Source organism: Fundicoccus ignavus (genome assembly GCF_009659375.1).
Lineage (GTDB): Bacteria > Bacillota > Bacilli > Lactobacillales > Aerococcaceae > Fundicoccus > Fundicoccus ignavus.
This window is the reverse complement of record NZ_WJQT01000007.1, coordinates 51,893-78,301: the sequence shown is the minus strand read 5'-3', so window position 1 is coordinate 78,301 and position 26,409 is coordinate 51,893. Positions and strand designations below refer to the sequence as shown.

The window sequence follows — 26,409 nt, the reverse complement described above, 5'->3', positions numbered from 1 at the left end:
ACTGTTCTCTGTACTAAAAGGCTTTACTCAAAACTAAAAGTTCGAGCAAAGCCTTTTTTGATTTTTTGACGAATTGGGTAAGTACGAATGTAGTGTGAAAGCACACTATTTCTCTAAAATCAAACTAAGAATAATAAGTTTTTACAACAATATCTTGCTCATGATTACCGAAATTTTTACCAAATAGCGTTAATCCACCGACGTTTTCAGCATCTTGATTTACTTCAAACTTTAGATTCCAGACTTCGAAACCTTGATGAATGTCATCAATAGTTATGTCTGATAGTAAGTCCCCATCTATATAGGTACCATGTTTAGTGATTCGAATGGTTTTAAGTAAGCCATATTGATTTAAGTTATCTGGCCAGTAATCTGGATTGAGTTTACCTCTAGTATCTGCAAAATCTCCAGGGCTAGTCCAAATACCAAGTTTAATGTCATTGAGCCAGAAAGTAATGTCTGATGGCCAAACGTCATTTGAGAAAGGGAATTCAGAACTTAACTCCATGCTGATATCAATTTGCTGTAAAGTGTCTGCTTCTTTAAGCAAATTAGGTGTTTTATATTCAACATATCCTGATGTAAACCACAGAATATTTGCATTCATGCGTCTTGAATCCATGAAAAACCTAGGCTCATCTACTTGACCAATGAAATCAGTATCATCTGCTAATCCGCACGTTGGTTGAATATGATAATCAGTATAATGGCCAATTGGGATTGAAGATTCATAAACTTCGAAAGAAGGGTAAATTTTCGTTGGGAATACTATATTAATTTGATCAACTTTTAAAATTGAAACTTTCTGAAGTCCAGATACTCCGGGAATTCTTTCTGTTTTTATTAATTCGGCTTCTTCAAGTTTTTTGATATGTTTAGAGACAATTGCACTACTTAAATTTAGTTCTGTCGCGAGTTCTTTGATATTCATTTTTTTTAGAGATAAAAGTTGGATAATTTTTAGTCGCACATCACTTGCTAATGCTTCAAACGTTGCTAATGATGCTTCAGAAATATCTAATTGCATTAAGTCACCTACTTTCTTTCTATTAACTTAACCATAATATAAATCTTTATTTGGTTAATGTCAAGGTTAAGTTTGTTTTCGTATTTTTAAAGTGGATATTCGGATAAAAGTGATATCTGAACTGTTGTATAGGTATTTGTGTGGTTTGGCTAAGTTGATGTAAGGTTAATAAAAACGTTGATTGTGAATAATTAAATTACATAAGAGAAACAAAAAAGTTATTGACAACGCTTACTTATGTGTATATGATTGACTTGTAAGTTGAACAAGGATTGGATTTTGCATTGATTTTTTTTATCAAATCACAAAAAAGTGTAGTATGAATTAGGCAATTAAATCTTTGGTTAACAAAAAAGTTAAGTATGATAGTGGAGATGAGGGGAATAGTATGACACAGAAAAAAATTGTTTATCAAAATCCGATTGTTTTAGAACGAGCTGATCCATGGGTATATAAGCATTCAGACGGTTATTATTATTTTACAGGATCAGTACCAGGTTATCAGGAAATTGAAGTCAGACGCGCTCGGACGCTTAATGAGTTAGAGACTGGTGAATGTGCAACAGTGTGGAATGCCCACACTGAAGGGGAGATGAGCAGATTGATTTGGGCTCCTGAAATTCATTTTGTCCGAGGCAAATGGTACATCTATTTTGCAGCAGCTGGCAGTGCAGAGACTGCAGATGGAACGTTTCAACATCGAATGTATGCACTTGAGTGCTCTGATGAAAATCCGTTGACTGGTAAGTGGATTGAAAAAGGTCAAATTAAGACACATTTGGAAAGTTTTAGTTTGGACGCCACGGTTTTTGAACACCAAGAAAAATTGTATTATGTTTGGGCTCAGAAAGATCCTGAAATAGAAGGAAACTCAAATCTTTACATTTCAGAAATGGCAACACCTTGGCAATTGCAAGGTGAAATTACGATGCTATCAATTCCTGAATATGATTGGGAAATAATTGGTTTTTGGGTCAATGAAGGTCCAGCGGTTATAAAACGAAACGGAAAAGTATTTATAGCTTATTCAGGCAGTGCAACTGATGAAAATTATTGTATGGGTCTACTTTGGGCTGATGAGAATTCAGAATTATTGGATGCTGAAAGTTGGTCAAAGAGTTCAGAACCCGTATTTGTCTCTAGTGAAGCCAATTCTTTGTTCGGACCAGGACATAATAGTTTTACGGTAAGTGAAGATGGGGAAAATGATGTATTAATTTATCATGCAAGACCTAAAAAGGTTACCGAGGTTGAACCATTAGACGTACCAGATCGTCATGCAAATGCACAAGTATTTACTTGGGATGAAAATGGATTCCCTGTGTTTGGAGAACCAGGTCAATAATAATCAAACTAATAATAAACATACTATAGGAGAGAACAAATGAGTAAATTTCAAATCAATTCACAGCGTAAATTAGGAAAGATTAGTAAGTATATTTATGGTCAATTTGCGGAACACTTAGGTCGTTGTGTTTATGAAGGTGTTTGGGTGGGAGAAGAGTCGAATATCCCTAATGTAAAAGGTATTCGCCAAGATGTTGTTGAGGCATTACGTGCTATTCAAGTTCCCGTGATTCGTTGGCCTGGTGGATGTTTTGCGGATGAATATCATTGGAAAGATGGGATTGGTCCAAAAGAAAATCGTAAATCGATGGTCAATACGAATTGGGGCGGCGTAACGGAAAATAACCATTTCGGTACACATGAATTTTTCGAATTATGTGAACAAATTGGTGCTGAAGTTTATATTAACGGAAATGTCGGAAGTGGAACTGTCCAAGAAATGTCTGAATGGGTTGAATATATGACCATGCCTGGCCAGTCACCAATGGCAGATTGGCGCCGTGAGAACGGAAGAGATTTCCCATGGAAAGTTAAATTCTTTGGTGTAGGTAACGAGAGCTGGGGATGTGGTGGAAATATGCGTCCAGAATATTATGCAGATCTCTATCGTCAGTATCAAACTTATGTGCGCCATTATTCTCAAGATAAAATTTATAAAATTGCTTGTGGGCCTAACGTTGATGATTATCATTGGATGGAAGTATTGATGCGTAATGCAGGCCATTTCTTAGACGGCATTAGTTTGCACCATTATGCTTTAGCTTCTTATTGGGAAAATAAAAGACCAGCAACAGGATTTCCAGAAGAAGAGTGGTTTTCATTAATTGATAGCGCTTTAAAAATGGATGAGTTGATTACAAAACACAGTACAATTATGGACAAGTATGACCCTGATAAAAGAGTTGGTTTGATTGTTGATGAATGGGGATCTTGGTTGGCAGTAGAACCACATACTAATCCTGGATTTTTATATCAACAGAATACAATCCGCGATGCAATGATTGCTAGTTTAACATTGAATATTTTCCATCGCCATAATGAGAGAGTACATATGGCAAATATTGCTCAGATGGTTAACGTATTACAAGCAATGCTATTAACAAAAGGTGACCAAATGATTAAAACAACTACCTATTACGTGTTTGATTTATATAAAAATCATATGGATGCTGAGCTAATTGATGTGACAGGATTGGGCTCTGACCATACAGATTTCACCATTTCGAAAAAAGATAATGTACTCACAATTTCAATTTGTAATTACGATTTAAACAATTCAGACGAGATAACATTTGACATTAGAGATACTCAAGTGTCTTCAGTTATTGCAGAAGCTTTAGTAGGTACAGAGATGGACCAACACAACACTTTTGAAAATCCAGACAATTTAGTTAAAACAAACTTTACAGACTTTAACCTGAATGACAACCATTCACTAACAGTCAATGTTCCACCAATGAGCGTTGTTTCGTTATATGTTCAAACAACTTAATAAAATAATACTATCTAGAAAAGAGGACTTTATTTAATGGAAGCAAAGATGAGGATTTCGAGAGACTATCGAATTTCTGAAATTGATAAACGAATTTACGGATCATTTGTTGAGCATATGGGACGTTGCGTGTATGAAGGGATTTATGAACCACAACACGAAACTGCGGATGAGCAAGGTTTCCGTGACGATGTTAAAGATTTAGTTGCAGAACTAAATGTACCGTTGTTGCGCTATCCTGGTGGAAACTTCTTATCGGGTTATAACTGGGAAGATGGTATTGGGCCAAGAGAAAACAGACCTCGTCGTTTAGATTTAGCTTGGAAAACAATCGAAACAAATGAAGTTGGTCTGCATGAATTCATTGAATGGGCAGAGGAAGTAAACTCCGAAGTCAATATGGCGGTCAACTTAGGGACGGGAACGATTGACGACGCGCGACGTATTGTCGAATATTGTAATTTCCCAGGTGGTACCGAACTAAGCGAACTGAGAAAGAAAAACGGCCGTGAAAAACCTTTTGCGATTAAGACTTGGAGCTTAGGGAACGAAATGGACGGACCTTGGCAAATTGGTCAGAAAACTGCTGAAGACTATGGAAAATTAGCAGCTCAAGCAGGAAAGTTGATGAAATTAGTTGATGACTCTATTGAATTGGTACTATGTGGTAGTTCAAGTACGGAGATGCCAACATTTGCTTCCTGGGAAGCAGAGGTACTCGATCAGGCTTATGAGTATGTAGACTATATATCATTGCATCGTTATTACGGAAATCAAGAAAATGATTTAAGTAATTACTTAGCTAAATCTTTAGACATGGATTTCTTTATTAAGAGTGTCACAGCTATTGCAGATTACATTAAAGCTAAGAAAAAAAGTGATAAGACAATTAATTTATCCTTTGATGAATGGAATGTTTGGTATCACTCTAACGAAGAAACACATAACACTGAACCATGGCAAGTTGCCCCACCAATTCTACAAGATATTTATAATTTTGAAGATGCCTTATTGGTTGGTTGTTTATTAATTACTCTATTAAAGAACAGTGACCGTGTGAAAATTGCTTGTTTGGCTCAGCTAGTTAACGTTATTGCACCAATTATGACTGAGAAGGATGGTAAAGCTTGGAAACAAACTATTTTCTATCCGTTTCAACAAGTGTCTGACTTTGGTCGTGGAATTGCTTTAACACCGAATGTTCATGTAGCGAGTTACGATTCAAAAGATTTTAAAGAAGTTCCTTATTTAGAGTCGATAGCAGTATTAAATGAAGAACAACAAGAATTAGTAATTTTTGCAGTCAATCGTTCTGAATCAGAGGTAATAAATTTTGAAGCATTGATTAGTGAAATTAACGTAACATCTGTTATTGAATTCAGCCAAATGAGTGGATTTGGTATAAAAGATATCAATGACAAAGATTGCGAACGAGTTTATCCGACAATTAGTGAAGCTATTGCTTTAGTTGACGATAAAGTACAGGCTACATTGGAACCCTTATCTTGGAATGTTATTCGTTTGAGTATCGCATAAGATTAAATTGTTAAAGGAGTTAAGTCGAATGCTATTAAACAATTGGAAGACCTATCCCAAAGCTAGGCTATCAATTCATGACCCTTCTGTGATTCAAGTTGAAGAAACAGTTTATGTATTTGGTACGCATTTAACAGCTGCCAAATCAAACGATTTAATAAATTGGCAAGTTGCACATCGAACAGAATATGAAGCAATGGAAGAAAATTATTTATTAGGTAATGTAGTTGAAAATTTAGCTGGCTCACTTAAGTGGGCTGGCTATAATGATGCGGATACAGAAGGTGGATACGGTCTTTGGGCGCCAGACATTATTTGGAATCCTTATTATCGGAATCAAGATGGCTCAGAAGGTGCTTATTTATACTTTTATTCTGCTTCCTCAACTTGGAGAAGGTCAGCAATAGGCTTTGCTGTTGCTCCAAAAATTGAGAGCGCTTTTACTTATGGAGATACAATTGTTTATTCAGGTTTTACTAAAGTTGATGCAACTGATAAGTCCGAACGTAACATTAATTATCGGTATACTCATCTACAGCATTTAATCGATAATGGGCAAGTAGCTAGCTTTAGTGAGAATTGGGTAAAGGATGCAGGTATGACATATAACTCAGACTACGCTCCGAATGCCATTGATCCAAGTGTATTCTTTGATGAAGATGGACTTTTATGGATGGTATACGGATCATGGTCAGGTGGGATTTTTATACTTGAATTAGATATCCATACCGCTTTGCCAAAGTATCCTGGGATTGATTCCTTAACTTCTGAGGGGCAAGTGATTGATCGCTATTTTGGTAAAAAGTTAGTGGGTGGATATCATCAGTCCGGTGAGGGACCCTATATTATTTATAATAAAGAATTTGATTACTACTATTTATATATGACTTATGGAGAGCTTCGTAGAGACGGTGCATATAATATGCGAGTGTTTCGGTCAAGAAGACCAGATGGCCCTTACTATGATATGTTGGGTCAGCAAGCTCTCTATCAGCCAGATGATCGTAACGAAGATTATGGTTTAAAATTAATGGGCAATTATCAATTATTTGAAATAAAACCTGGTTATAAATCACCAGGACATAATTCGTTACTTCATTTTAAAGGAAAATATTTCATCTTGTTTCATACACGTTTCGATCGAGAGGATGAACAACATGAGTTGCGTGTCCATCAAATGTTAATGACGGTTGAGGGGTGGCCGGTTGTGTTGCCATTTGACTATTGTGGTGATATAGAGCAATACTCTTTATCTTCTGAGGAGGTTGTTGGAAGCTATGAATGGTTGAATCATGGAACCTTAAATGAAGATGAAGTAAAAATACCGCAAACGATCTATTTACATGAAAATGGGCAGATATCAGGATACAAAGAGGGTAGTTGGTCAAGACGCGCCGAGAACTCAATACAAATTCATCTAGAGGGTACTGAATTTTCTTGCCAAATATATTTACAGAAAGTAATTGGACATCCGAAAGGACGACAAGTAATAGCAGGAATAGGCCAGAACATGACAGTCTGGGGGATTAAAAAAGATGTCTAGTTTTACTAAAGTATCAGTAAGCGAACAACCACATAGTAAAAGGGGTGATGATTCAATGATCAAAACATTAAGTGCCATTAGAACTACTATTGTTTTATCAATTTTTTTACTCACAATGACAGTGTTGTCTTTACCTAGTGTTTCTGTAGCGGCACAGTCAACAACAATTCTACATAGTTATGACGCTTTTATTCAAGACAGGTTATCTAACGGTTTAGAAATATATAAACAAGATGCAATGTCTTTTCAAGTGACAGAAATTGCAGTATCGCAACAAAATATTAAAAATGATGCTTTGATTTTAGAGAATCTCCAGCAGATTGAGTTTGAAATCGAAGCACCAGCATCAGGTCTATATTATATGGCATTGACTTATCAAGATGTCACCGAAAGTATCCTCCCGGTTTCAGTTGAAATGACTGTCAATGGAGAGATGCAGTACCAGGAAATGCAAAACTTAGAATTTAAAAGTTTATGGCAACGCGAAAAAGAAGTTCAAAGAGATCGTTATAATAACGAAATTTCTCCAGATATTCATAAAGTGAATCAAGCAGTGACTTCGTACCTTACTGCCCGTAATGGTTATCATAATGAACCATTACTAATTTCATTGCAAGCAGGTACGAATAAAATCGAACTAACAAGCACGGAAGGTACACTTAATCTTTTGATAATCCATTTATTAGGTCAGGATGAAGTACCTGTTCTGAATGCTGAATCGGATCCTACAGTAGAGGTTGAGGGAGATGTGAGTGTTACGATACAAGCTGAACAGGTTTATATGCAAAATAGTTCGAGCATCCGTCCAGGAACAGCTTTTAACGATAGTCTAACACCCTATAACAATGAACATCGTGTTTTAAACTTTCTGGATGGCGCATCGTTTCGCTATGCTAACGACCAGATTATTTATCAAGTTGAAGTACCAACAGCTGGCTATTATTTTGTAAGTTTACACTATCAACAAGATGCAAGAGTTGATTTTCCTGTGTTCGTAAATGTGAGCTTAAATGGACAAATCCCCTCAGAAAGTTTGATTAATCAAGCGTTACCTTATAGTGCTAGTTACCAAGATGTAACGTTTATCAATCAAAGTACTCAATCAGATTTGCCAATTTATTTTGAAGAAGGCATAAATGAATTGAGTTTCCAAATTACATTAAATCCAGTGAAAAATGTCTTGGAAAGAACTGAATCCTTAATCAAAGATATTCAAGCGCTCTCTTTACAAATTGAAAATTTATTAGGAGGAAGTGTTGATACGAATCGAGATATCGATTTAGAAGATTATATATCAGGCATTCCTGAACAACTATTGGTTTGGGCGGATGAATTAGCTTTATTGCAAGACGAAGTAATCGCTTTGACCAAAATTGAATCAACCCCGGGTGCATTTCAACAATTGAAATTGGCTGAAACTCAATTGCGTGATTTAGGAGAAACCCCACGTAAAATTGGGAATCGTTGGAATGAATTAGCAAAAGGTGGAGCTTCTGTTACTGCACATTTGGCTACTTTGTTACAAGAAGCAACTGATAATGGTGTGTCTATCGATGAAATTGTGATTCACCAAACAGAAAAACCAGCAATATCGCAAGTTGGATTTATTGAAGGTATTAGCAATTCTTTCCAACGCTTCTTTCAATCGTTTTCTTCTCAAGACTACGATGTAGCGAATGATTCCGACAATCTTCAAGTTTGGGTGAATCGTCCTCGTCAATATATCGAAATTATGCAACAGATGATTGATCAAAATTTTACGGTTGAAACGGGCATTCAAGTTGATTTGTCAATTATGCCTGATCAAAATAAATTAATATTGGCGAATAGCTCAGGAAATGAACCTGATGTAGCGCTAGGTGTAGGATACGCCTTACCGTTTGATTTGGCTATTCGAGGTGCACTTGCAGATTTAACTCAATTTGATGGCTTTGAAGATGTAGCGACAAATTATTCGAAAAACTTACTAATTCCTGCTGCAATCGGTGAGTCTGTTTATGCAATGCCTGAAACGATGAATTTTTATGTATTATTCTATCGAAAAGACATTTTAGACTCCTTGTCTTTGCCTATACCTGACACAATGCAAGAGTTAGTGAATTTATTGCCAGCATTAAAACAAAGAGGAATGAGTGCCTTTTATCCAACCGCAACATTAGGAACATCGTTCAAAATATTTCCTTGGACAATGCCAATGATTTATCAAAGCGGCGGAGATTTCTATACAGATTCCATCTTAGAAACGGGCTTGGCAACGGATGCAACAATTGAAGGAATGAGAGACCTAACCGATTTATTTACAATCTATAGTTTACCAGTTGATGTACCAAGTTTTTATCAACAATTCAGAGATGGATCGATTCCAATCGGTATTTCTGACTTTGGAACGTATCTAATGATTCTAAATGCTGCGCCAGAAATTGCAAATTTATGGGACATTGCGCTTGTTCCTGGTGTAGAAAATGAAGAAGGAGAAGTACAACGTTGGACATCGGGTGGAGCAGAAAGCTCAATTATGTTCTCGGATAGTGAACGAAAAGATGAGGCATGGGAATTTATGCAATGGTGGCTATCTGCAGAAGTCCAAACTGAGTTTGGCGTATTGCTTCAAACAACATATGGACGTGAATACATGTGGAATACCGCAAATTTAGAAGCATTTGCAGAATTACCTTGGTCAACTAGCCACAAAAATGTCATCCTAGAACAATCGCAATGGATTGCTGAAGTGCCAAGAACATTGGGTGGTTATATGGTTGAAAGAGAAGTAAGTAGATTGTATACCTCTGTTGTAGTTGACGGTGAAAATTTACGTAAATCTAATGACTTATCGATTAAACGAATTAATCGTGAAGTGCTAAGAAAACTAGAAGAGTTTGGATATATCGTAAATGGCGAGTGGGTTATGCCTTATGAGATGCCGAATATTGAAAATTTATTAGTTGAGGAGGGAATGTCAAATGACGACTGAGACTCAAAAGAAACGTAAACATGCTGAACTTCGTACAAATTTTGCATTTCTTTTACCCTATGTTGCCATGTTTACAATCTTTATTGTAGTACCTATTTCGGTTGCGATCTTCCTGTCTTTGACGAACTTCAATACGATTGAAACGCCAGAATTTATTGGTTTGACCAACTATGTCAACTTATTAACGCAAGATGATGTGTTTATGCAATATGTCATTCCTAACACAGTTATTTTTGCCTTGATAGTTGGACCAGGTGGATATGTATTAGGATTCTTGTTAGCTTGGGTTTTAGCTCAATTGCCTAAACTCCCACGAACTATCTTAGCGCTAATTTTTTACTCGCCATCAATGACTTCTGGTGTTGCGATGACGGTAGTTTGGCGGATTATATTTAGTGGGAATGAAACTGGATATGTTAATGGCCTTTTGTTGAGGCTAGGCTTTATAACAGAGCCCATTGTTTGGACCATTAATGCAGACTTTATTCTACCTATAATGATATTAATTGGATTATGGGGAAGCATGGGTGTTGGTTTCTTAGCTATGTTAGCAGGCGTATTAAATGGGGACCAAGAATTATACGAAGCAGCTGCAATTGATGGTATTAAAAATCGTTTCCAAGAATTGATTTATATTACAATACCTTCGATGCGCCCACAAATGTTTTTTGGTGCTGTAATGGCGATAGTGGGTGCATTCTCAAATGGGTTGATTGGTGTACAATTGACCGGAGCTAATCCGGTAACAGGCTCTTATGCTGGTCAACTAATAGTCAACCATATTGATGATTATGGTTTCTTAAGATATGAAATGGGCTATGCAGCAGCTATTTCAGTAATACTATTAATGATGATTTACTTATTTAGCTATGTCGCAAAACAATTGTTTACGGATTGAGAGGAGGAATGAAATGGCCAAACGAAAAATAGGAATTAACCCTAAGAAATTTGAGGTTAGCCAGATAAAATTTTATGTCATCCTGGCACCTTTTGTAGCCTTTATGTTGCTTCCGATAATATTTATTGTGAATCATGCCTTTAAACCGATGGATGAATTGTTTGCGTTTCCTCCTACATTTTTTGTTAAACAACCCAGTTTGGAGAACTTTAAGAATTTGTTGAAAGCCTCTCAAATATCTAACATTCCGCTGAGTAGATATGTGTTTAATAGTCTGGTAGTGACGATTTCAGTAGTGATATTAGCTGTTCTAATCACATCTATGGCAGGGTATGTTTTATCCAAGAAAAAATTTAAAGGTAAAAAAATGGCCCTTGAATTGAACAATACAGCGTTAATGTTTGTTCCAACAGCAGTAACAATCCCGAGATACATTATTATTAATGTTTTAGGACTTGAGAACAACTTTTTGGCACATATTCTACCGTTGCTAGCAATGCCAGTCGCGCTTTTTCTAATCAAGCAGTTTATTGATCAGGTGCCTAATGAATTAATTGAAGCAAGCCTGATGGATGGGGCAAGTGAATGGACCGTGTATTGGAAAGTGATCATGCCTCTAATTAAACCAGCATTAGCAACAGCGGCATTATTAGTTTTTCAGGCAGTCTGGAATAATATCGAAACATCACAGTTATTTATGACGAGCGATTCTTTGAGAACATTGGCTTTTTATCTTAACACATTTGCTGCGAATACTAACCTTGTAGTAGGACAGGGAATTGCTGCAGCTGCTTCGCTAATTATGTTCATACCTAACTTAGTGCTATTCATTATCTTGCAAAGCAATGTAATGAATACAATGAATCATTCAGGAATTAAGTAGGTGATGAGATGAGAAAAACACAGATAAAAAACAAACAATGGCTTCTTATAAGTTTATTATTGCTGATTACTGGTAGCATACTTGGGTTTAATCCGAGTGTTGCGAGAGCTGAAACTGCTTATCGTACCTATACACAAGATGGCTATGGTAATTATGTTGAAACACAGACAGGCTATGAGCCTATTCGAACGATTTCTTATGTAGGAGAGCTGCCATTAAATAGACCGACTGATATGAAGTTGGGACCGAATGATTATATTTATATTGCAGACTCAGGTAACCAACGTATCGTTATTCTCAATGCTGAAGGTGAGTTTGAACGAGAAATCAAACATGAGGCATTTAAATATCCTACGGGCTTGTTTGTCACTGAAAATGGACGCTTATATATTGCTGATGAATCGGCAGGTATCGTGTTCGTATTTGATGAAAAAGATGAATTAGTCCATCAATTCGAACGACCAGAAGCAGTCTCGTTTGGTAAAAACGCAACATTCTCACCAACTAAATTGTCAGTCGATAATCGAGAGAATGTTTATGTCTTATCTCGTGGTAATAACAATGGGATTATCATGTTGAATGCTGAAACAGATGGAGAATTTTTAGGATATTTCGCACCTAATATTGCTCAACAGTCAATTTTGACAGAATTTCGTAAATTAATATTTACTGAAGAACAATTAGAAAAGATGATTGGAACAGCACCTACTAGTGCAACTAATCTAACGATTGATCATCGTGGTTTGATTTACACTGTCACTGCTAATGAGACGATTGACGACGTATTAAAAAAATTAAATATGGGTGGTGCAAATTTACTAACCTCTAATTATATTCCATTCCCAGCAAGTGTGGCAGTTGGAAATTATGACAATATTTATGTCTTAACAGAAAATGGTTATATATTTGAGTATACGAGTGAAGGAGAATTTCTATTCCTATTCGCCGGGCCAGATGCAGGTTATCAAAGAAGTGGTCTATTAGGTAAAGGTTCAGCGATAGCGATTAACTCAGCTAATCAAATATTAACCTTAGATGAAACAAAGAATGAAATTCAACTATTCGAACCAACAGAATTTACCAGAACATTACATAATGCTTTAGACTTATATCAAGATGGAGATTATGAAGAAAGTAAAATATATTGGGAAGAAATACTAAAGATGAACGCGCAATTTGACTTTGCTAATCTAGGGATTGGTGAAGCATATTATCGTGAGAATGAGTTCAATCAAGCAATGGCATCTTTTCGACAGGCTAAAAATATTGAAGGCTACTCAGATTCATTCTGGGAGATTCGAAATGTTTGGCTTAAGGAGAATATGACAGGCATCATTGGTTGTTTAATCATACTATTCATTTTGGTTAAAGCGTGGTCGTATTTGAAGCGCAAATACGCTTGGAAGACTCCGTTGAACGTAATTCTGCAAAAAACTCAGCGAATTAAATTATTACAAGAGATAGGTTTTATATCGTATTTTGCTAAGCATCCAATTGATGGCGCTTACGGAATTAAACGAGAACAGAAAACGAGCAATTTATCAGCCTTAATCATTTACATAATGGCGTTAGTAACGTTTGTGATTAATAAATATTATGCTGGCTTTATATTTCGAACGGTCGAAGATGGAGAATATACATTAGTTAATGATGTTCTTGTAATTGTAATTATCAGTCTATTTGTCTCAGTCGCAACCTATATGATTTCGACCATCACTGATGGCGAATCAACGTTAAAAGAGACAATGCACGGGTTTGTTTACAGTTTAGGACCATACATTCTGATTCAATGGATTTTACTTATTTTGAGTAACTTTTTAACATTGAATGAGCAGTTTATTATTCAGTTCGGCTATGTGATTATGATAACTTGGGTATTGAGCTTAATGTTGATTGCAATTACAGAGTTGAATGGTTATCGCTTTAAAGAAACCATCAGAACTGTATTCTTGACAGCATTCGCAATTTTTATTGCTGCAATTACAATTTTCATTGTGTATTCACTAATGAATCAACTGATTAGTTTTATTGTGTCAATATTTAGAGAGGTGGTGGCTCGATTTGAATCTTAAAAAAATCATACGTGAGAATTTTCGACTGATTATATTCGTTATATTCGTCTTGGTGTTAACAATCTATTTGTTTATCGAGACCAGTGGTAATCAATCAAGCACCCCAACTATTGTAACCAATGAATTACCGGTCGAAACCGAAGTGTTACCAGAAAACACCGAACCAACTGATAATTTAGTAGTAGACGAATTGGTTGACGAAGTGATTGAAGATGCTCCTGCCATTGAAGAAAATATCTCTCAGGAAGATTTTGTTACAGGAGAAGAAATGATAGAGCGTCGTGCAAGTGTGATTGCTAAGGATGTTGACGCTATCGATGGACATATTAAAATCGCTGAATCCGATCAATTAGCTTTGTATTTGAAAGAAGAAAATTTATCCATTATTGTTCGAAATAAAAATAATGGCGCCATTTTTTATTCTACTGTGGAAAATCCAGAGAAAAGCAATGAAAATTGGAGCAATTTTGTCAAGAGCAGTGTGGTTGTTGAATATTTAGTCGATACGAATATTGTCTATTATCAAGCGGATATGTACAGTGGGAAACCAGAAATAGATGTAGCGCAAAAAGAATCAGGCTTCAATGCAGAAATATATTATCCTGATTTAGAATTTGGTTTCACTTTGTCGGTTGAATTAGAAGAGGATAATCTATTAGTTGAAATTCCTCAAGCAAGTATTATTGAAGAATCCGATAAATATAAAATTGGTAATGTCTATGTCTATCCATTTTTAGGTTATTCGAAATTGGATGAAGAAGCAGGGTACTTATTAATTCCTGATGGCTCAGGTGCGACTATTTCACTTGAAGATCATTTAGGTCAGTATAAACAACCCTATTCAGAGATGGTTTACGGAGCTAACATTGGAATTGATGAACCGTATGTGTTATCACGAGTGTTTAATATGGTTACAAGTCAGAAACCGAATGATATATTTGCACCAATATTTGGTGTGATTCATGAAGATAAAGAAGCAGGATTTCTAGGTGTGATTGAATCAGGAGATTGGCACGCTTATATTGAGGCTTATCCTAATGGCGCCATTTTACCTTATAACTGGGTGACAAGTAAATTTGTTTATCGTCAATTTTATAATCAGTCGACTAGTCAAACGAGTGGAACGATGGTCGTTCGTCAGAATAAGAGAAATGATTTTGATATTAGGTTACGCTACTCTTTTGTGGAAGATGAAACAGCTAACTTGATGGGATTGGCTGAGGCATATAGAGATTACTTGTTAAAAGCGGGACTATTACCTGAAATAACAAAAGCAGTTGATTTTCAAATGCGCTTAGATTTTCTAGGTGCGGAGTTAGAAGCGGGGTTGATTGGACATCGATTAGTCGCTATGACGACATTCAACCAAGCGCATGAAATTCTGTCTGATTTGGTAGATGCTGGATTAACGAATCTTTTAGCCATTTACAGAGGTTGGCAAGCGGATGGAGAATCCGGATCATTGGGTAGGAATCGATTTGACGTTGAATCAGCTTTAGGTGACAAAGGAGAATTACTTCAATTAGTAGAAGATTTCGAGCAAGAAATTCCAATTTTCTTCGAAGATGATCCACTGCGATATAATCCATTCTTAAATACAGAAGTTGGAGCGAATATTGCGAACAAATTTAATCGACGTGTTCATTACGAAATCGTTTATGGAAAAGTGTTCAGATATTTTAACTATTTAGAGCCGCTTGAAACAGTAAATCGACTTTCAAGTAAAGTGGAAAGTTTTCCAGAGTTAGAAAATTTGGCTCTAACAGGTATTTCAAATACTGTATTTTCTTATTCTAAAAAAGGAACAACTTATGATCGAGTTTCTTCTGCATCGTCATATATCAATAGTTTTAGTGAATTAGTCGGAAATAAGTCCTTGCTTTTAGATATGCCATTACAACCTTATTGGCAATATGCAGTAGGTATTTATAATCTACCTATGAGTTCATCAGGGTATGTGTTTGAAGCGGAAGAAGTTCCATTCTTCGCAATCGCACTCAGAGGTGCTTTACCTTTATATGCCACTTATTCTAATTTTGAATCGAATGCCAATGAGTTTTTCTTAAAGTTAGTAGAAACCGGAGTGAATCCTTCATACCTACTTACATATGAAGACTCTAGTTTATTAAAAGAAACCAATTTATCGCATATCTTTAGTTCTAACTTTAGCTCATACCGTGAAGAAATTATTGAGCGTTATCAAGAATTAACTGAACTTCATCATCACATTTCAGACAGTAAAATTGTTGCTTACCAGAGAGAAGATGGAATTTCTCAAGTTACTTTTGATAACGGAGTCAGCATATGGGTGAATTTTAATGATTACTCAGTGATGATTGAAGGTCAGCAAATAGGTGCTCAATCTTATAAGGTGGTGGATTAATTGATGAAACGCAAGCATAAAAAAAGTATCCAATCACGTAAAGCACGCATCGGTTATTTGTTTGTAGCTATTTGGATGATTGGTTTTGCAGTTTTAGTATTCTGGCCAATGTTACAATCTTTTTGGTTTAGTTTGAATACCATTCGATTGAGACCTACGGGTAGAGCATTTCGTTTTGAAGGCTTCAATAATTATTTAGATGTTTGGCTGAAAGATATGTTCTTTGTTCAAGAATTGATTTCATTTCTTGTTAGTACCATTTTAAGGGTGCCAGTCATTGTCGTGTTCTCATTGATTATTGCACTGCTGCTAAATGCGAAGATAAAATTTAAAGGATTCTTTAGAACGATATTTTTTCTACCAGTAATAATTGCTTCTGGACCAGTATTAGAACAATTAATTAGTCAAGGTGCATCGAGTATCCCAATGTTAGATACAGCCTCCTTAAGTAATATTCTTAATCAATTTCTACCTCAGTGGTTAGCGACACCAGTCACTAGTTTGTTTTCAGAAATTGTGATCATACTTTGGTACTCAGGCGTTCAAATACTAATTTTCTTAGCTAGTTTACAGAAAATTGATAAGAGTTTGTATGAAGCAGCAAAAATAGATGGTGGTTCAGTTTGGGAATGTTTCTGGAAAATCACGTTGCCCGTTCTAAAACCAATGATTTTACTTAACTCAGTCTATACACTGATTACATTATCTAGTGGTGGTCAGAATAATATTATTAATTTAATTTATAATAATATGTTTTCGGCAACCAGAGGTTACGGTTTTGCTTCCGCAATGGCTTGGATGTATGCGGTTATCATATTAGTCATGGTAGGGATTCTGTTCTGGCTGTTTAGAGATACTTCAGCTAAAAAGAACAGAGATCGCGTAATATTCCGTAAAGATTCTGCACCTTCTGACTATCAAAAAAGTTTATTTAGTATCAAGAAAGGAGAGGATATAGATGAATCAGAAGAGTCAATCGATGAAAAAGAATAAGCAATCATTTCGATATGATTGGAAGCAGCGTCTTCAACCCAAACTGGTGCGTTTTCGCAAACTTTTGTTAGGGACCAATGATCGACAAGGTTGGTTGATTCAAAGTGTCATTTATATTCTCTTATTAACCATTGGATTTGTTTACCTGTATCCAATTTTCTATATGGTGGCTACTAGTTTTAAGTCTTTAAGCGATCTATTAGATACGTCTATTCAATGGCTACCGAGTGAATTATATTTGAATAATTATCGACAAGCTATTTCGGTACTAAATTTAAAGGAATCGCTGCTAGGGAGTATTGTCATCTCTTTTGTACCATCGATTTTTCAAGTAATCGTGACTTCAATTGTAGGTTATGGTTTTGCACGCTTTGATTTTAAATTTAAGAAATTACTGATGTTTTTAATGGTGTTTAGTTTTATCGTTCCGCCGCAGGTCTTGATGATGCCGACTTATGTACTTTATAACGACTTAGGTTTATTAGGATCCTTGTATGCGTTTATTATTCCAGCAGCCTTAGGCCAAGGGATTAAAAGTACAATTTTTATCCTAATATTTTACCAATTTTTCCGTCAAACTCCTCAATCGTTATATGAAGCAGCAGAGGTAGATGGCGCAAGTGAATGGACAAACTTTTGGAGAATTGGTTTACCAATGGCTGTGCCAGCTATAATAATCGTGTTTATCTTTTCGTTGGTCTGGTATTGGAATGAGACATATTTGGTCAATCTGTATATTGCAGGCACAACGTCGAACGCAGGGCGTAACTGGGTGACTTTACCTATTGCTTTACAAAGATTCACCACGACATACGAAGCAATGTATCCCGTAACTGAAGGCGGTACAATGAAGATAAATGAAGGGATTACACTTGCGGGTACGATGATTACATTAATTCCTCTATTGATTACTTATGCGATTTTGCAAAAGTATTTCACTGAAAGTGTTGATAAATCAGGAATTACTGGGGAATAATCACGTAGAAAACATAAGGGAGTGTTGCGAACATAAATTACTTGCATTGAAGTCGTCGGGTTGGGATTAACACGCGAGTTGTTAATCAAATACATAACAAAATTGTATAAAATCAGGGAGGAAATTATAAATGAAACTTATGAAAAAAAGTATTGTTGCTTTATTAGCCGGTGTAACAGCATTCACAAATTTAAATTTACCAATTGCCAACGCCCAAGAATTACCTGAAATGACAACTGAAGAAATTACCTTGACGTATGCTTCGTGGGATAATTTTTCTGTACAAGAATATCTTGCGAATAAGTTTATGGAACAATACCCTAATATCAAAGTAGAATTGGTAACGGTTGATCAGGAAGTTTGGAATGACGGACTTTCGAATTTAGCAGCTGCCGGTAATTTACCAGACGTATTCTGGTATCAAGGTAACGTCGATGTCCCAATTATTAATGGCTGGTTAGGAGATATGACAGAGTACTGGGAAGCAGATCCGGAATCAGCGGATGTATTGGTTACTTTACAAGAAACAGGTTATTTAGATGGCGAGAGTAAATTGGCAGCTGCAGTTTTCTACGAGCCTTACACTGTGTTCTTAGATGAGAATGTTTTCAACGCACTTAATCAAGACATGCCGTCGGCTGATTGGACATATAGCGAAATGCTAGAGCTAATGCAAACAATGACAGTGCCAGAACAAGGAATTTACGGATACAATGATTTTACAAAATTAGTGACGATGGCACCCATTGTTCAATCAGATGCAAAAGGTGAATTTGGATGGAATGGTGAAACATTTGATTTAACCGGTGACTGGGCAGAAGCATTGACTACACAGGCAGAATTTGTCAGAACAGGTGTACATGCCCCATTCTTTGATACGGATGAAGCAGAAGCAGTCTTTGGTGATCGCTTACTGTGGGCAGCAAGTACGGGTAAAATTGCGATCCAGCTAGATGCGTGGTGGACAAAAGATTTATTTGCGACGGATGAATTTATCGACAAAGGAATTAAATGGGTACCCTATCCAGTTCCACAAGGTGAATCTGCAGAGACATTACATAAACCAGGTTTTGTAGACTTCGGTAGTATCTCTTCAGCTACAGAACATCCTCGTGAAGCCTATGAACTATTGAAATTTATGGGCTGGGGTTCAGATGGTTGGAATGCTAGAATTGAAGCTTTTGATACGTTGACGAATGATGACGGAAGTTTGATGTTTGAAATGCCAGCGGGCTTACCACTTGTTCAAAATCAAGCGCTATGGGATGAGGTTGCAGCTCGTTTGCCACAAGATGATTATTATACTGCTTACTTAGAAAGAGTTAAAGAGCCAGTTCCATTAGGTGGGGCAGTGATTCCTGGTTTCCAAACTTGGTTGGAAGAAGTGTACTTCGGTGGTGAGTACGGAGATGTTGAGAATGCAGCCATTAATGGCGAAGTTAATCCAGCCGATATTGCACCAGAATTAACTGAATTATTGAATCAATATCACTTAGACGCACTAGATGAAATTTTCTAAGGAAAACTAAAAATTAATGAAGTGGGATACGTGTGTATCCCACTTCGTGTTTGGAGGAGAAAAAATGCTGTCTAAATCTCAGCGTAACTCATTGAGAATGAAACGAATTAAGCGAGTAAGTAAGCAGCTTGCCTGTCAGTTATTAGTATTATACGCAATAAATATACCCATTATTTCTGCAGAAGCCTTTTCTGAATCTGACAAGATGGTCGAAAATCCGGTTGTGGAATTTCAGGAAGTGAACGTACATGATCCGTCGATCATTCAAACAGAAGAAGGAATGTATTATGTTATTGGCTCTCATTTGCACTTTGCTAAGTCACAGGATTTAGTATCATGGGAACAACTTTCTTATGATGTTGCTTCTAGTCCATTATTTGAAGATATTACGTTTGAATTTGCAGAAGAATTTGCCTATGCTAAGACAGATACCTTTTGGGCGAGTGACATTATTCAATTAGCAGATGGGCGTTACTACTTATACTATTGCTTGTGTGAAGGAAGTAGTCCACTGTCTATTTTAGGTGTTGCAGTGGCAGATTCAATTGAAGGGCCTTACCAGAAAATTGAAAGTTTTTTGAAATCGGGTTCGCGCTACACGCCAGATATGCAAGCATATGATGCGACGATTCATCCGAATGCGATTGATCCTCACGTATTCTTTGATCAAGAAAACCGATTGTGGATGACTTATGGTTCGTACTCAGGTGGTATTTATATTTTAGAATTAAATCCAGAAACGGGTTTGCCACTTGCAGAAGACTATGATTATGGTACTAAATTATTAGGGGGCAATCATAGCCGAATCGAAGCGCCATATATTTTATATAATCCAGAGACAGGATACTATTATTTATTTGTGTCTTATGGTGGCTTGGCACAAGCAGATGGCTACAATATACGTGTCGCACGCTCCAAGGCACCTGATGGCCCTTATGTTGATTATACAGGTAATCAGATGATTGATGCGAAAGGCGCTACTGGAACATTCTTTGATGATGAGGCAATTGCACCCTATGGTACCAAGTTGTTAGGGAATATGTTGTGGGATTATCAGGATGGTGTGATGAATAAAGGTTATATGTCTCCAGGGCATAACTCTGCTTATTATGATGAAGCAACCGGCGAAAGCTATATTGTCTTTCATACACGATTTCCAGGTCGTGGAGAGACCTTTGAAGTAAGGGTACATCGCTTGATCTTTAATGATGAAGGTTGGCCAAGTGTCGCACCGCAACGCTATGCAGGGGAAGAGCTGTTGTTTGAAACAGAACTGGATAATATTTCGGGGCTTTATATGTGGAACACGACTCAATTAGAGATTTCGGGAATGAAAGAGCGTTCGATTTTCCTATTAATTGAGGGCGATAAAGCTTATGGATATGAGCAATTGACGAATTCTGACTCAATTGACACAGCGGATTATATAGGTGACATCAGTATTTGGGATAATGGTACCGCACACTTAGAATTTGAAGACTTTGAGATTAAGGGAAACTTTTACTACCAGTGGGATGATGTAATAGGTGCTGAAACGCTAGGTTTTAGTGGTTTTGACAATAATCAGATAGCAGTTTGGTTGTCTCAATTAATTGAAGCAGAGTAGCATCCGTGCATCATTAATTCTTTAATAACCAGAGTAGCCATAATGACTCAATTGAGAGAATAAGCAAAAGGAGAAAGGTAATGCACAATATTTCGCTACAGGATTTATATTTAAATGATTCAGAATTACTAACAGCACAACAACATACTGTTGACTATTTGTTATCATTAGATGCTAAACGTTTTTTGTATGAATTTTACCGAACAGCTAATTTAACTCCGATTACCTCTGAAGGGTACCAAGGTTGGGAGCGAAGTAATGAAATCAATTTCAGGGGGCATTTTTTTGGACATTTTCTAACGGCACTCTCTCAAGCTATCGTTGAGAGCCATCAAACTGAAATTCAAAATGAATTACTTGAGAAATTGACAACTGCAATCAGTGGACTGTCCTATGTTCTAGCAAATTCAGAGGGTAGTCCAGGTTATATTTCAGCATTTCGAGAAATCGCTCTCGATGAAGTTGAAGGTTATGAAGTTAATCAGGAAGAACGAGAAAATGTGTTGGTTCCTTGGTATAACTTGGATAAGGTGTTAGCAGGCCTAATTGCTACGCACGTAAACTTAGCAGATATTGATCATGAAGTAGCTCGGCAGGCACTCGACCTTGCTAATTCTTTCGGTTTGTATGTGTATCATCGAATGCAACTTTTACCTAATCGGAATCAGTTACTGACCATTGAGTATGGCGCAATGAATGCTACTCTGTATGATTTGTTTAATTTAACGAATGATAATCGTCACTTTAAGGCAGCAACCTATTTCGATGAATTTGAGCTGTTTGAAGAGCTCTCGAATGATCAAGATGTCTTAGCCGAGAAGCATGCCAACACAACCATTCCTAAGTTTCTAGGTGCATTGAAACATTATCAAGCGATTGATAAGTTGCTGGGAGATGAAGCATATTTAGCATTGAACCCAATTTTGCTAGAAAATCGTGAGATATACTTGAAAGCTGCCGTAAACTTCTGGGACATAGTTGTAGAAAGTCATACGTATGTCACTGGGGGAAATAGTCAAAGCGAACACTTTCATCAAGCGAATCAGCTATATTATGATGCTGAAAATCGACAAGGTGATTGCACGTGTGAGACGTGTAATACGTATAATATGTTGAGGCTCTCTAAAGAATTGTTCAAAGTAACGGGAGAAAAGAAATATTTAGATTATTTTGAACGAACATACATCAATGCTATTCTGTCTTCGCAACATCCTGAGACAGGGATGATGATGTATTTCCAACCGATGGGTGTTGGTTACAATAAAATTTATAACCGTCCTTTCGATGAGTTTTGGTGCTGTACTGGAACAGGAATTGAAAGTTTCACCAAGTTAAGTGAAAGTATTTATTTCTATGATAATGAAGCGAACACCCTACTAATGAATCTTTATTTTTCAAATACTTATTATGCTCGGGAGCATAATTTATATTTCGAAACAGTGGTGGATCGAACCGTGGGTAAAGTATCTATTAATGTGAAGGCTATAGAATCAGAGAAGCCAACGAAAATGATTAATTTGAAGTTAAGGCTACCAAATTGGGCTGAGCAACAGGATTTTGAAATGAACGATCAAAAGCAAGCGATGCAGAATGAAGACTATTGGTTAGCGACTGTAATGGATGGTGACGTTATAAAAATGAATTGGCAGTATAAGTTAGCGGTATCGGCAGCTCATGATAATCCAGCTTATGTAGCATTTACTTACGGCCCCTACGTGTTAAGTTCTCGTTTAGGGAAGGAGAATATTGATGCCTATCATCCTAATGGAATACTTGTAAGGGTAGGGACACAAGAGACTACTTATCAAGACTACTTAACATTAAAGAAAAAGAGTTTTTGCCCAGAGGCATTAATCGAAGATTATCAAGTACTTTCAAGTCCAGATAGACTATTTGAAATTGAGCTTAATAATGTTGATGAACAAATAAAATTTGCACCATATTATCAGGCACATAATGAGAGATATGGCATCTATTATAAAATTAGGCATGCACAAGAGATGCTCGCTGTTAACAATGAGAATCGGACCGTATCGCTTGTTGATTTATCACTTTTTGATGGGAATAATTCTGAGTATACGCATCACCTTGAACAGCATAAATCAGAAATAGGAGTTGCAGAGGGAAAAACATATCGTCAAGCAAACCCAGGTGGCGCATTTAGTTATCGATTTGATTTAAAGCGCTATACGGGCGCTATAAAAGTCATCTTAACCTTACATAAAGAGGATGTTGATAGCAAACTAAATTGTTCAATTAAGGGTGATACGACTATTGCTCAGATTATCGCACCTATTGCTATTGAAACCAAAGAACCGTGGGTTAAAGTTGAAATCGAAGCCACTGTCACTACCAATGAACCCGTTCGAATTTCATTCTCAACGGATGCATCGTCATCATCTGCTCGCTTGTTTGGCGTTGAGATACAGAAAGTAACGCATGAGTAAACTGATTTGGGTATTATAATAAGAAAGCAATCTTTGCTAAGAATCAATAGAAAACGAACAGAATAAAAAGGTGTGTTAAAATTTGAGATCTCGCTAACTTTAAACAAGATTAAGGTTCAGAACGAGTTAGGACTAACTGAGTATTTTTTCGACATACAACCTACCCCCAAAAAGCTAGACTTTGGGGGTTTGTAAAATGTTCGTTTTAATTTGATATTCATTGAATAAAACATCAAAAAATCTTGAACAAATCAAGATATTGAATGCTCTTTTTCTTTAAAAACTAATCTGGTTCTATCGAGCTATACTTTCAGATTTAGTCAAAATGCCTCTTTAATAATATTAAATTCTATTTTCATATAATTTATTAACGAGGTCAGTGATGAGTGCTTTTCCTCTGGAGGAAATAGTAGAAATAAGCTGATTATATTCACCGTTATTTCTTTGGACCTCAAATTTTATTTCTGAAAATTCAGTTTTTGTAGGATAAGCTTGAATAGTTAACATTTCTTGTTCTAATGAATAGCCAGGTTTAATAACATCGTATAATGAAAATTCTTGTTTAGAACGATTGTTTGTACTATCAAGATACATGAAATTACCGATTGATCCACCGGGTATATTTTGGTTGCTTCGTTTTTTTATTTCGCTAAGTTGTTTTCTTGGAATGATATGTTCATTATCATAAGTCTTTTCATTAAAATATGGATTGTAATAAGAACACAATACAGTATATAAAAGTTTAGAGATAGGATCAAAATTTATAGAGCTTTTCTCTAGAGCATCTTCATGCCAGTTTAATAACGCACTTTCAATTTTAAAACTATCTAGGTCCTTTATGTAAGAATTCTCTTTATCAATCACAATTCGATCAAGTTTAGAATCTCCAGTTCCAGACCACCTTCCGGTTAAACGATCATAGATATAATAGTGAAGTAAATTTAACTCAATTTGTTTATAATTAGGCTTATATTTTTGTTTGATTTCTAGTTTTCCGGATTGTAAGTCGCTGTGTTTAGTAATCCATAAGCTACCAAAAAAAGACATCAATTGAAAATCAGAGGTACCTTGAATTGAGTATAAAGCTTTTGAAGCACCTGGGACTTTGAGATGTTTTTCAAAAATACTATTAATGTCTCTGTATATATTGAGAATCGCTGTAGTAATGACTTCAATGAATTCAGCATTATCGAGCGTATTAAAGAAATTTACCAGTTTACTCATGTCTTTATTTCGGATTCTAAAAACCATAGCTAGTGTAGAATAACCGATTTTATTTGCTGTATCTTCATTATCATGATCCCAAAAAACAAACATCTTTTCTAAGATCAATTTTCCTAACGCATAACAATATTCAGCGACGTTTATTGTCTTATCTTCTAACATATCTTCTTTTGAAAAATTATTAATTTCAACATTTCTACTTTCAATTAGATCTTCATATCGTTGGATTGTAATCTCTAATATACGTCTGTTAATTGGCTCATTTGATAATCGTAATTCGTGTTTGCTCCATTGTGCTGCAAAAACTTGGTATTTAGAGAGTTTTTTTCCACCTTTGTTTAAGTTTTCAAACACAGTTGCAAGTTCTTCTACTTCACCAGTGAATATTATAGTCGGAATTGGTAAATTTTTAACATCTAAATGATTTTTAACTTTATCTAATATTTCATCTTTTATTTCTTCTAGGATAGTAAATTTTTCTTTTGAATCTTCAAAAGAACTAAAGTGAGGGATTTTTTCTTCTAGAAGATCATTGAAATGTGAAGTGGTTTGTTTTTCCGTTTGAACAAATTCAATTATAGCTTTATTTATTTCTTTTCTATATTCTTCTAAAGTAGGTTATCCAATGATGTTATCTGAAAACCATTGTTTAATAATTTTTTCCGTTAATTCTGCAAAAGAAATATATTTTTCAGGCGATTTAATATAGTCCTCAATGGTCGAAAATCTTTGTAAGCCATCGATTATAGAATATTTTTGTTCATCTTCGTACTTATAAATTAATATAGACCCAAAAGGATGACCATTACTAAGGGTTGTAATAAAGTTTTTCTTTTCTATATTGGACCAAACTAATTTTCTCTGAAATTTCGGTACAACAGCATTTTTTTGTAATTCAGTGAATAATAAATTATCAATTCTATACTTATAACTCATACTAACCTCCAATTTATTTAATATATAAATTAGATCATATAAAAGCGATAACTTCAAATTGAATAAGAAGTTTATGATATAGTTAGTTTGGTGTAAAATTAATAGTACGGAGAGTTTTCGATGATTTTATTAGAGGTATTTATATGAAGAAAATTATTAAAGTAGTCGGTGCGATATTAATTAAAGAGGGACGAATTTTATGTGCACAACGCGGAGGGGAAAAGTCGCTGCCTTTTCTTTGGGAGTTTCCGGGTGGGAAGATTGAGCAAGGCGAATCGCCACACCAAGCGCTTATAAGAGAGTTAAGTGAAGAGTTATTAATTGAAGTAGAATTAGAAGCGACTATATTTGATGCGGTGTCCTATGAATATGATTTTGGAGTGGTTAATCTAACAACAATTATTGGTAAGTTAAAATCAGGTGAACCTGTATTAACAGAACATCAAGAAATAAGATGGTTAAGCCCAGAAGAACTCTTTGAAGTAGAATGGGCACCGGCAGATATTCCGATTGTTAAGCAATTAAGTAAGATGCATTTTAATCAGTAGAGTTTATA

General features: G+C 35.9%; 18 protein-coding genes. 15 read left to right on the top strand and 3 right to left on the bottom strand.

Annotation, left to right across the window (positions count from 1 at the left end; translation table 11 throughout):
• Window positions 1-124: 124 nt before the first annotated feature.
• A complete protein-coding gene (locus tag GF867_RS06550) occupies window positions 125-1,027 on the bottom strand; it encodes an ArsR/SmtB family transcription factor (protein ID WP_153832307.1) in 903 nt (300 codons plus the stop codon).
• 388 nt (window positions 1,028-1,415) lie between these two features.
• On the opposite strand from GF867_RS06550, the gene GF867_RS06545 reads away from it, so the two are divergent.
• The 14 genes from GF867_RS06545 (at window position 1,416) to GF867_RS06480 (ending at window position 23,693) form a co-directional block, all read left to right on the top strand.
• Window positions 1,416-2,372: a glycoside hydrolase family 43 protein gene (locus GF867_RS06545; RefSeq protein ID WP_153832306.1), complete on the top strand. Its 957-nt coding sequence runs from the start codon at window positions 1,416-1,418 to the stop codon at window positions 2,370-2,372.
• Between the two features lie 39 nt (window positions 2,373-2,411).
• Window positions 2,412-3,866 (top strand): alpha-N-arabinofuranosidase, encoded by a 1,455-nt coding sequence (locus tag GF867_RS06540; RefSeq protein WP_153832305.1) that lies wholly within the window; start codon window positions 2,412-2,414, stop codon window positions 3,864-3,866.
• A gap of 36 nt (window positions 3,867-3,902) precedes the next feature.
• Complete coding sequence (gene arfA, locus GF867_RS06535) at window positions 3,903-5,402, top strand: arabinosylfuranosidase ArfA (RefSeq protein WP_153832304.1); 1,500 nt, start codon at window positions 3,903-3,905, stop codon at window positions 5,400-5,402.
• Between the two features lie 28 nt (window positions 5,403-5,430).
• On the top strand, window positions 5,431-6,945 hold the full coding sequence (locus GF867_RS06530; protein WP_153832303.1) for a glycoside hydrolase family 43 protein: 1,515 nt from the start codon (window positions 5,431-5,433) through the stop codon (window positions 6,943-6,945).
• A 55-nt stretch (window positions 6,946-7,000) separates the two neighbouring features.
• Window positions 7,001-9,916 (top strand): extracellular solute-binding protein, encoded by a 2,916-nt coding sequence (locus GF867_RS06525; RefSeq protein WP_172973976.1) that lies wholly within the window; start codon window positions 7,001-7,003, stop codon window positions 9,914-9,916.
• Window positions 9,906-10,814, top strand: coding sequence for a carbohydrate ABC transporter permease (locus GF867_RS06520; RefSeq protein WP_153832301.1), 909 nt, complete (start codon window positions 9,906-9,908; stop codon window positions 10,812-10,814). Before GF867_RS06525 ends, GF867_RS06520 begins: the two co-directional genes overlap by 11 nt.
• A gap of 13 nt (window positions 10,815-10,827) precedes the next feature.
• A complete protein-coding gene (locus GF867_RS06515) occupies window positions 10,828-11,697 on the top strand; it encodes a carbohydrate ABC transporter permease (protein ID WP_153832300.1) in 870 nt (289 codons plus the stop codon).
• Between the two features lie 8 nt (window positions 11,698-11,705).
• Window positions 11,706-13,769 carry an NHL repeat-containing protein gene (locus GF867_RS06510; protein WP_153832299.1) on the top strand — a complete coding sequence of 688 codons (2,064 nt, stop codon included), beginning with the start codon at window positions 11,706-11,708 and terminating at the stop codon, window positions 13,767-13,769.
• Window positions 13,759-16,152: a DUF5696 domain-containing protein gene (locus tag GF867_RS06505; RefSeq protein WP_153832298.1), complete on the top strand. Its 2,394-nt coding sequence runs from the start codon at window positions 13,759-13,761 to the stop codon at window positions 16,150-16,152. The genes GF867_RS06510 and GF867_RS06505 overlap by 11 nt, the downstream gene beginning before the upstream one ends.
• 3 nt (window positions 16,153-16,155) lie before the next feature.
• Window positions 16,156-17,145, top strand: coding sequence for a carbohydrate ABC transporter permease (locus tag GF867_RS06500; protein WP_153832297.1), 990 nt, complete (start codon window positions 16,156-16,158; stop codon window positions 17,143-17,145).
• Window positions 17,111-18,121 (top strand): carbohydrate ABC transporter permease, encoded by a 1,011-nt coding sequence (locus tag GF867_RS06495; RefSeq protein ID WP_216650274.1) that lies wholly within the window; start codon window positions 17,111-17,113, stop codon window positions 18,119-18,121. The genes GF867_RS06500 and GF867_RS06495 overlap by 35 nt, the downstream gene beginning before the upstream one ends.
• A gap of 130 nt (window positions 18,122-18,251) precedes the next feature.
• Entirely contained in the window at window positions 18,252-19,640 is a 1,389-nt protein-coding gene (locus GF867_RS06490) for an ABC transporter substrate-binding protein (RefSeq protein WP_153832296.1), read from the top strand.
• Window positions 19,641-19,704: 64 nt separating this feature from the next.
• Window positions 19,705-21,246, top strand: a complete 1,542-nt coding sequence (locus GF867_RS06485) for a family 43 glycosylhydrolase (RefSeq protein ID WP_301538508.1) — start codon at window positions 19,705-19,707, stop codon at window positions 21,244-21,246.
• Between the two features lie 80 nt (window positions 21,247-21,326).
• Window positions 21,327-23,693: a beta-L-arabinofuranosidase domain-containing protein gene (locus tag GF867_RS06480; RefSeq protein WP_153832295.1), complete on the top strand. Its 2,367-nt coding sequence runs from the start codon at window positions 21,327-21,329 to the stop codon at window positions 23,691-23,693.
• 342 nt (window positions 23,694-24,035) lie between these two features.
• Here the strand turns inward: GF867_RS06480 and GF867_RS06475 are convergent, their stop codons facing one another.
• Together GF867_RS06475 and GF867_RS06470 are read right to left on the bottom strand one after the other, a co-directional pair.
• On the bottom strand, window positions 24,036-25,271 hold the full coding sequence (locus GF867_RS06475; RefSeq protein WP_153832294.1) for a hypothetical protein: 1,236 nt from the start codon (window positions 25,269-25,271) through the stop codon (window positions 24,036-24,038).
• 264 nt (window positions 25,272-25,535) lie between these two features.
• Entirely contained in the window at window positions 25,536-25,853 is a 318-nt protein-coding gene (locus tag GF867_RS06470) for a DUF262 domain-containing protein (RefSeq protein WP_153832293.1), read from the bottom strand.
• Window positions 25,854-25,996: 143 nt separating this feature from the next.
• Between GF867_RS06470 and GF867_RS06465 the strand changes: the two genes are divergently transcribed.
• On the top strand, window positions 25,997-26,401 hold the full coding sequence (locus GF867_RS06465; RefSeq protein WP_153832292.1) for a (deoxy)nucleoside triphosphate pyrophosphohydrolase: 405 nt from the start codon (window positions 25,997-25,999) through the stop codon (window positions 26,399-26,401).
• The last annotated feature ends 8 nt before the right edge of the window (window positions 26,402-26,409 follow it).

What these genes read in the sequence shown, in the direction of transcription:
- GF867_RS06550 (WP_153832307.1), bottom strand. Translation starts at nt 1,027, where the DNA reads ATGCAATTAGATATTTCTGAAGCATCATTAGCAACGTTTGAAGCATTA.
- GF867_RS06485 (WP_301538508.1), top strand. Translation starts at nt 19,705, where the DNA reads ATGCTGTCTAAATCTCAGCGTAACTCATTGAGAATGAAACGAATTAAG.
- GF867_RS06540 (WP_153832305.1), top strand. Translation starts at nt 2,412, where the DNA reads ATGAGTAAATTTCAAATCAATTCACAGCGTAAATTAGGAAAGATTAGT.
- GF867_RS06525 (WP_172973976.1), top strand. Translation starts at nt 7,001, where the DNA reads ATGATCAAAACATTAAGTGCCATTAGAACTACTATTGTTTTATCAATT.
- GF867_RS06480 (WP_153832295.1), top strand. Translation starts at nt 21,327, where the DNA reads ATGCACAATATTTCGCTACAGGATTTATATTTAAATGATTCAGAATTA.
- GF867_RS06495 (WP_216650274.1), top strand. Translation starts at nt 17,111, where the DNA reads ATGAATCAGAAGAGTCAATCGATGAAAAAGAATAAGCAATCATTTCGA.
- GF867_RS06465 (WP_153832292.1), top strand. Translation starts at nt 25,997, where the DNA reads ATGAAGAAAATTATTAAAGTAGTCGGTGCGATATTAATTAAAGAGGGA.
- GF867_RS06515 (WP_153832300.1), top strand. Translation starts at nt 10,828, where the DNA reads ATGGCCAAACGAAAAATAGGAATTAACCCTAAGAAATTTGAGGTTAGC.
- arfA (WP_153832304.1), top strand. Translation starts at nt 3,903, where the DNA reads ATGGAAGCAAAGATGAGGATTTCGAGAGACTATCGAATTTCTGAAATT.
- GF867_RS06490 (WP_153832296.1), top strand. Translation starts at nt 18,252, where the DNA reads ATGAAACTTATGAAAAAAAGTATTGTTGCTTTATTAGCCGGTGTAACA.
- GF867_RS06545 (WP_153832306.1), top strand. Translation starts at nt 1,416, where the DNA reads ATGACACAGAAAAAAATTGTTTATCAAAATCCGATTGTTTTAGAACGA.
- GF867_RS06510 (WP_153832299.1), top strand. Translation starts at nt 11,706, where the DNA reads ATGAGAAAAACACAGATAAAAAACAAACAATGGCTTCTTATAAGTTTA.
- GF867_RS06530 (WP_153832303.1), top strand. Translation starts at nt 5,431, where the DNA reads ATGCTATTAAACAATTGGAAGACCTATCCCAAAGCTAGGCTATCAATT.
- GF867_RS06500 (WP_153832297.1), top strand. Translation starts at nt 16,156, where the DNA reads ATGAAACGCAAGCATAAAAAAAGTATCCAATCACGTAAAGCACGCATC.
- GF867_RS06470 (WP_153832293.1), bottom strand. Translation starts at nt 25,853, where the DNA reads ATGAGTTATAAGTATAGAATTGATAATTTATTATTCACTGAATTACAA.
- GF867_RS06520 (WP_153832301.1), top strand. Translation starts at nt 9,906, where the DNA reads ATGACGACTGAGACTCAAAAGAAACGTAAACATGCTGAACTTCGTACA.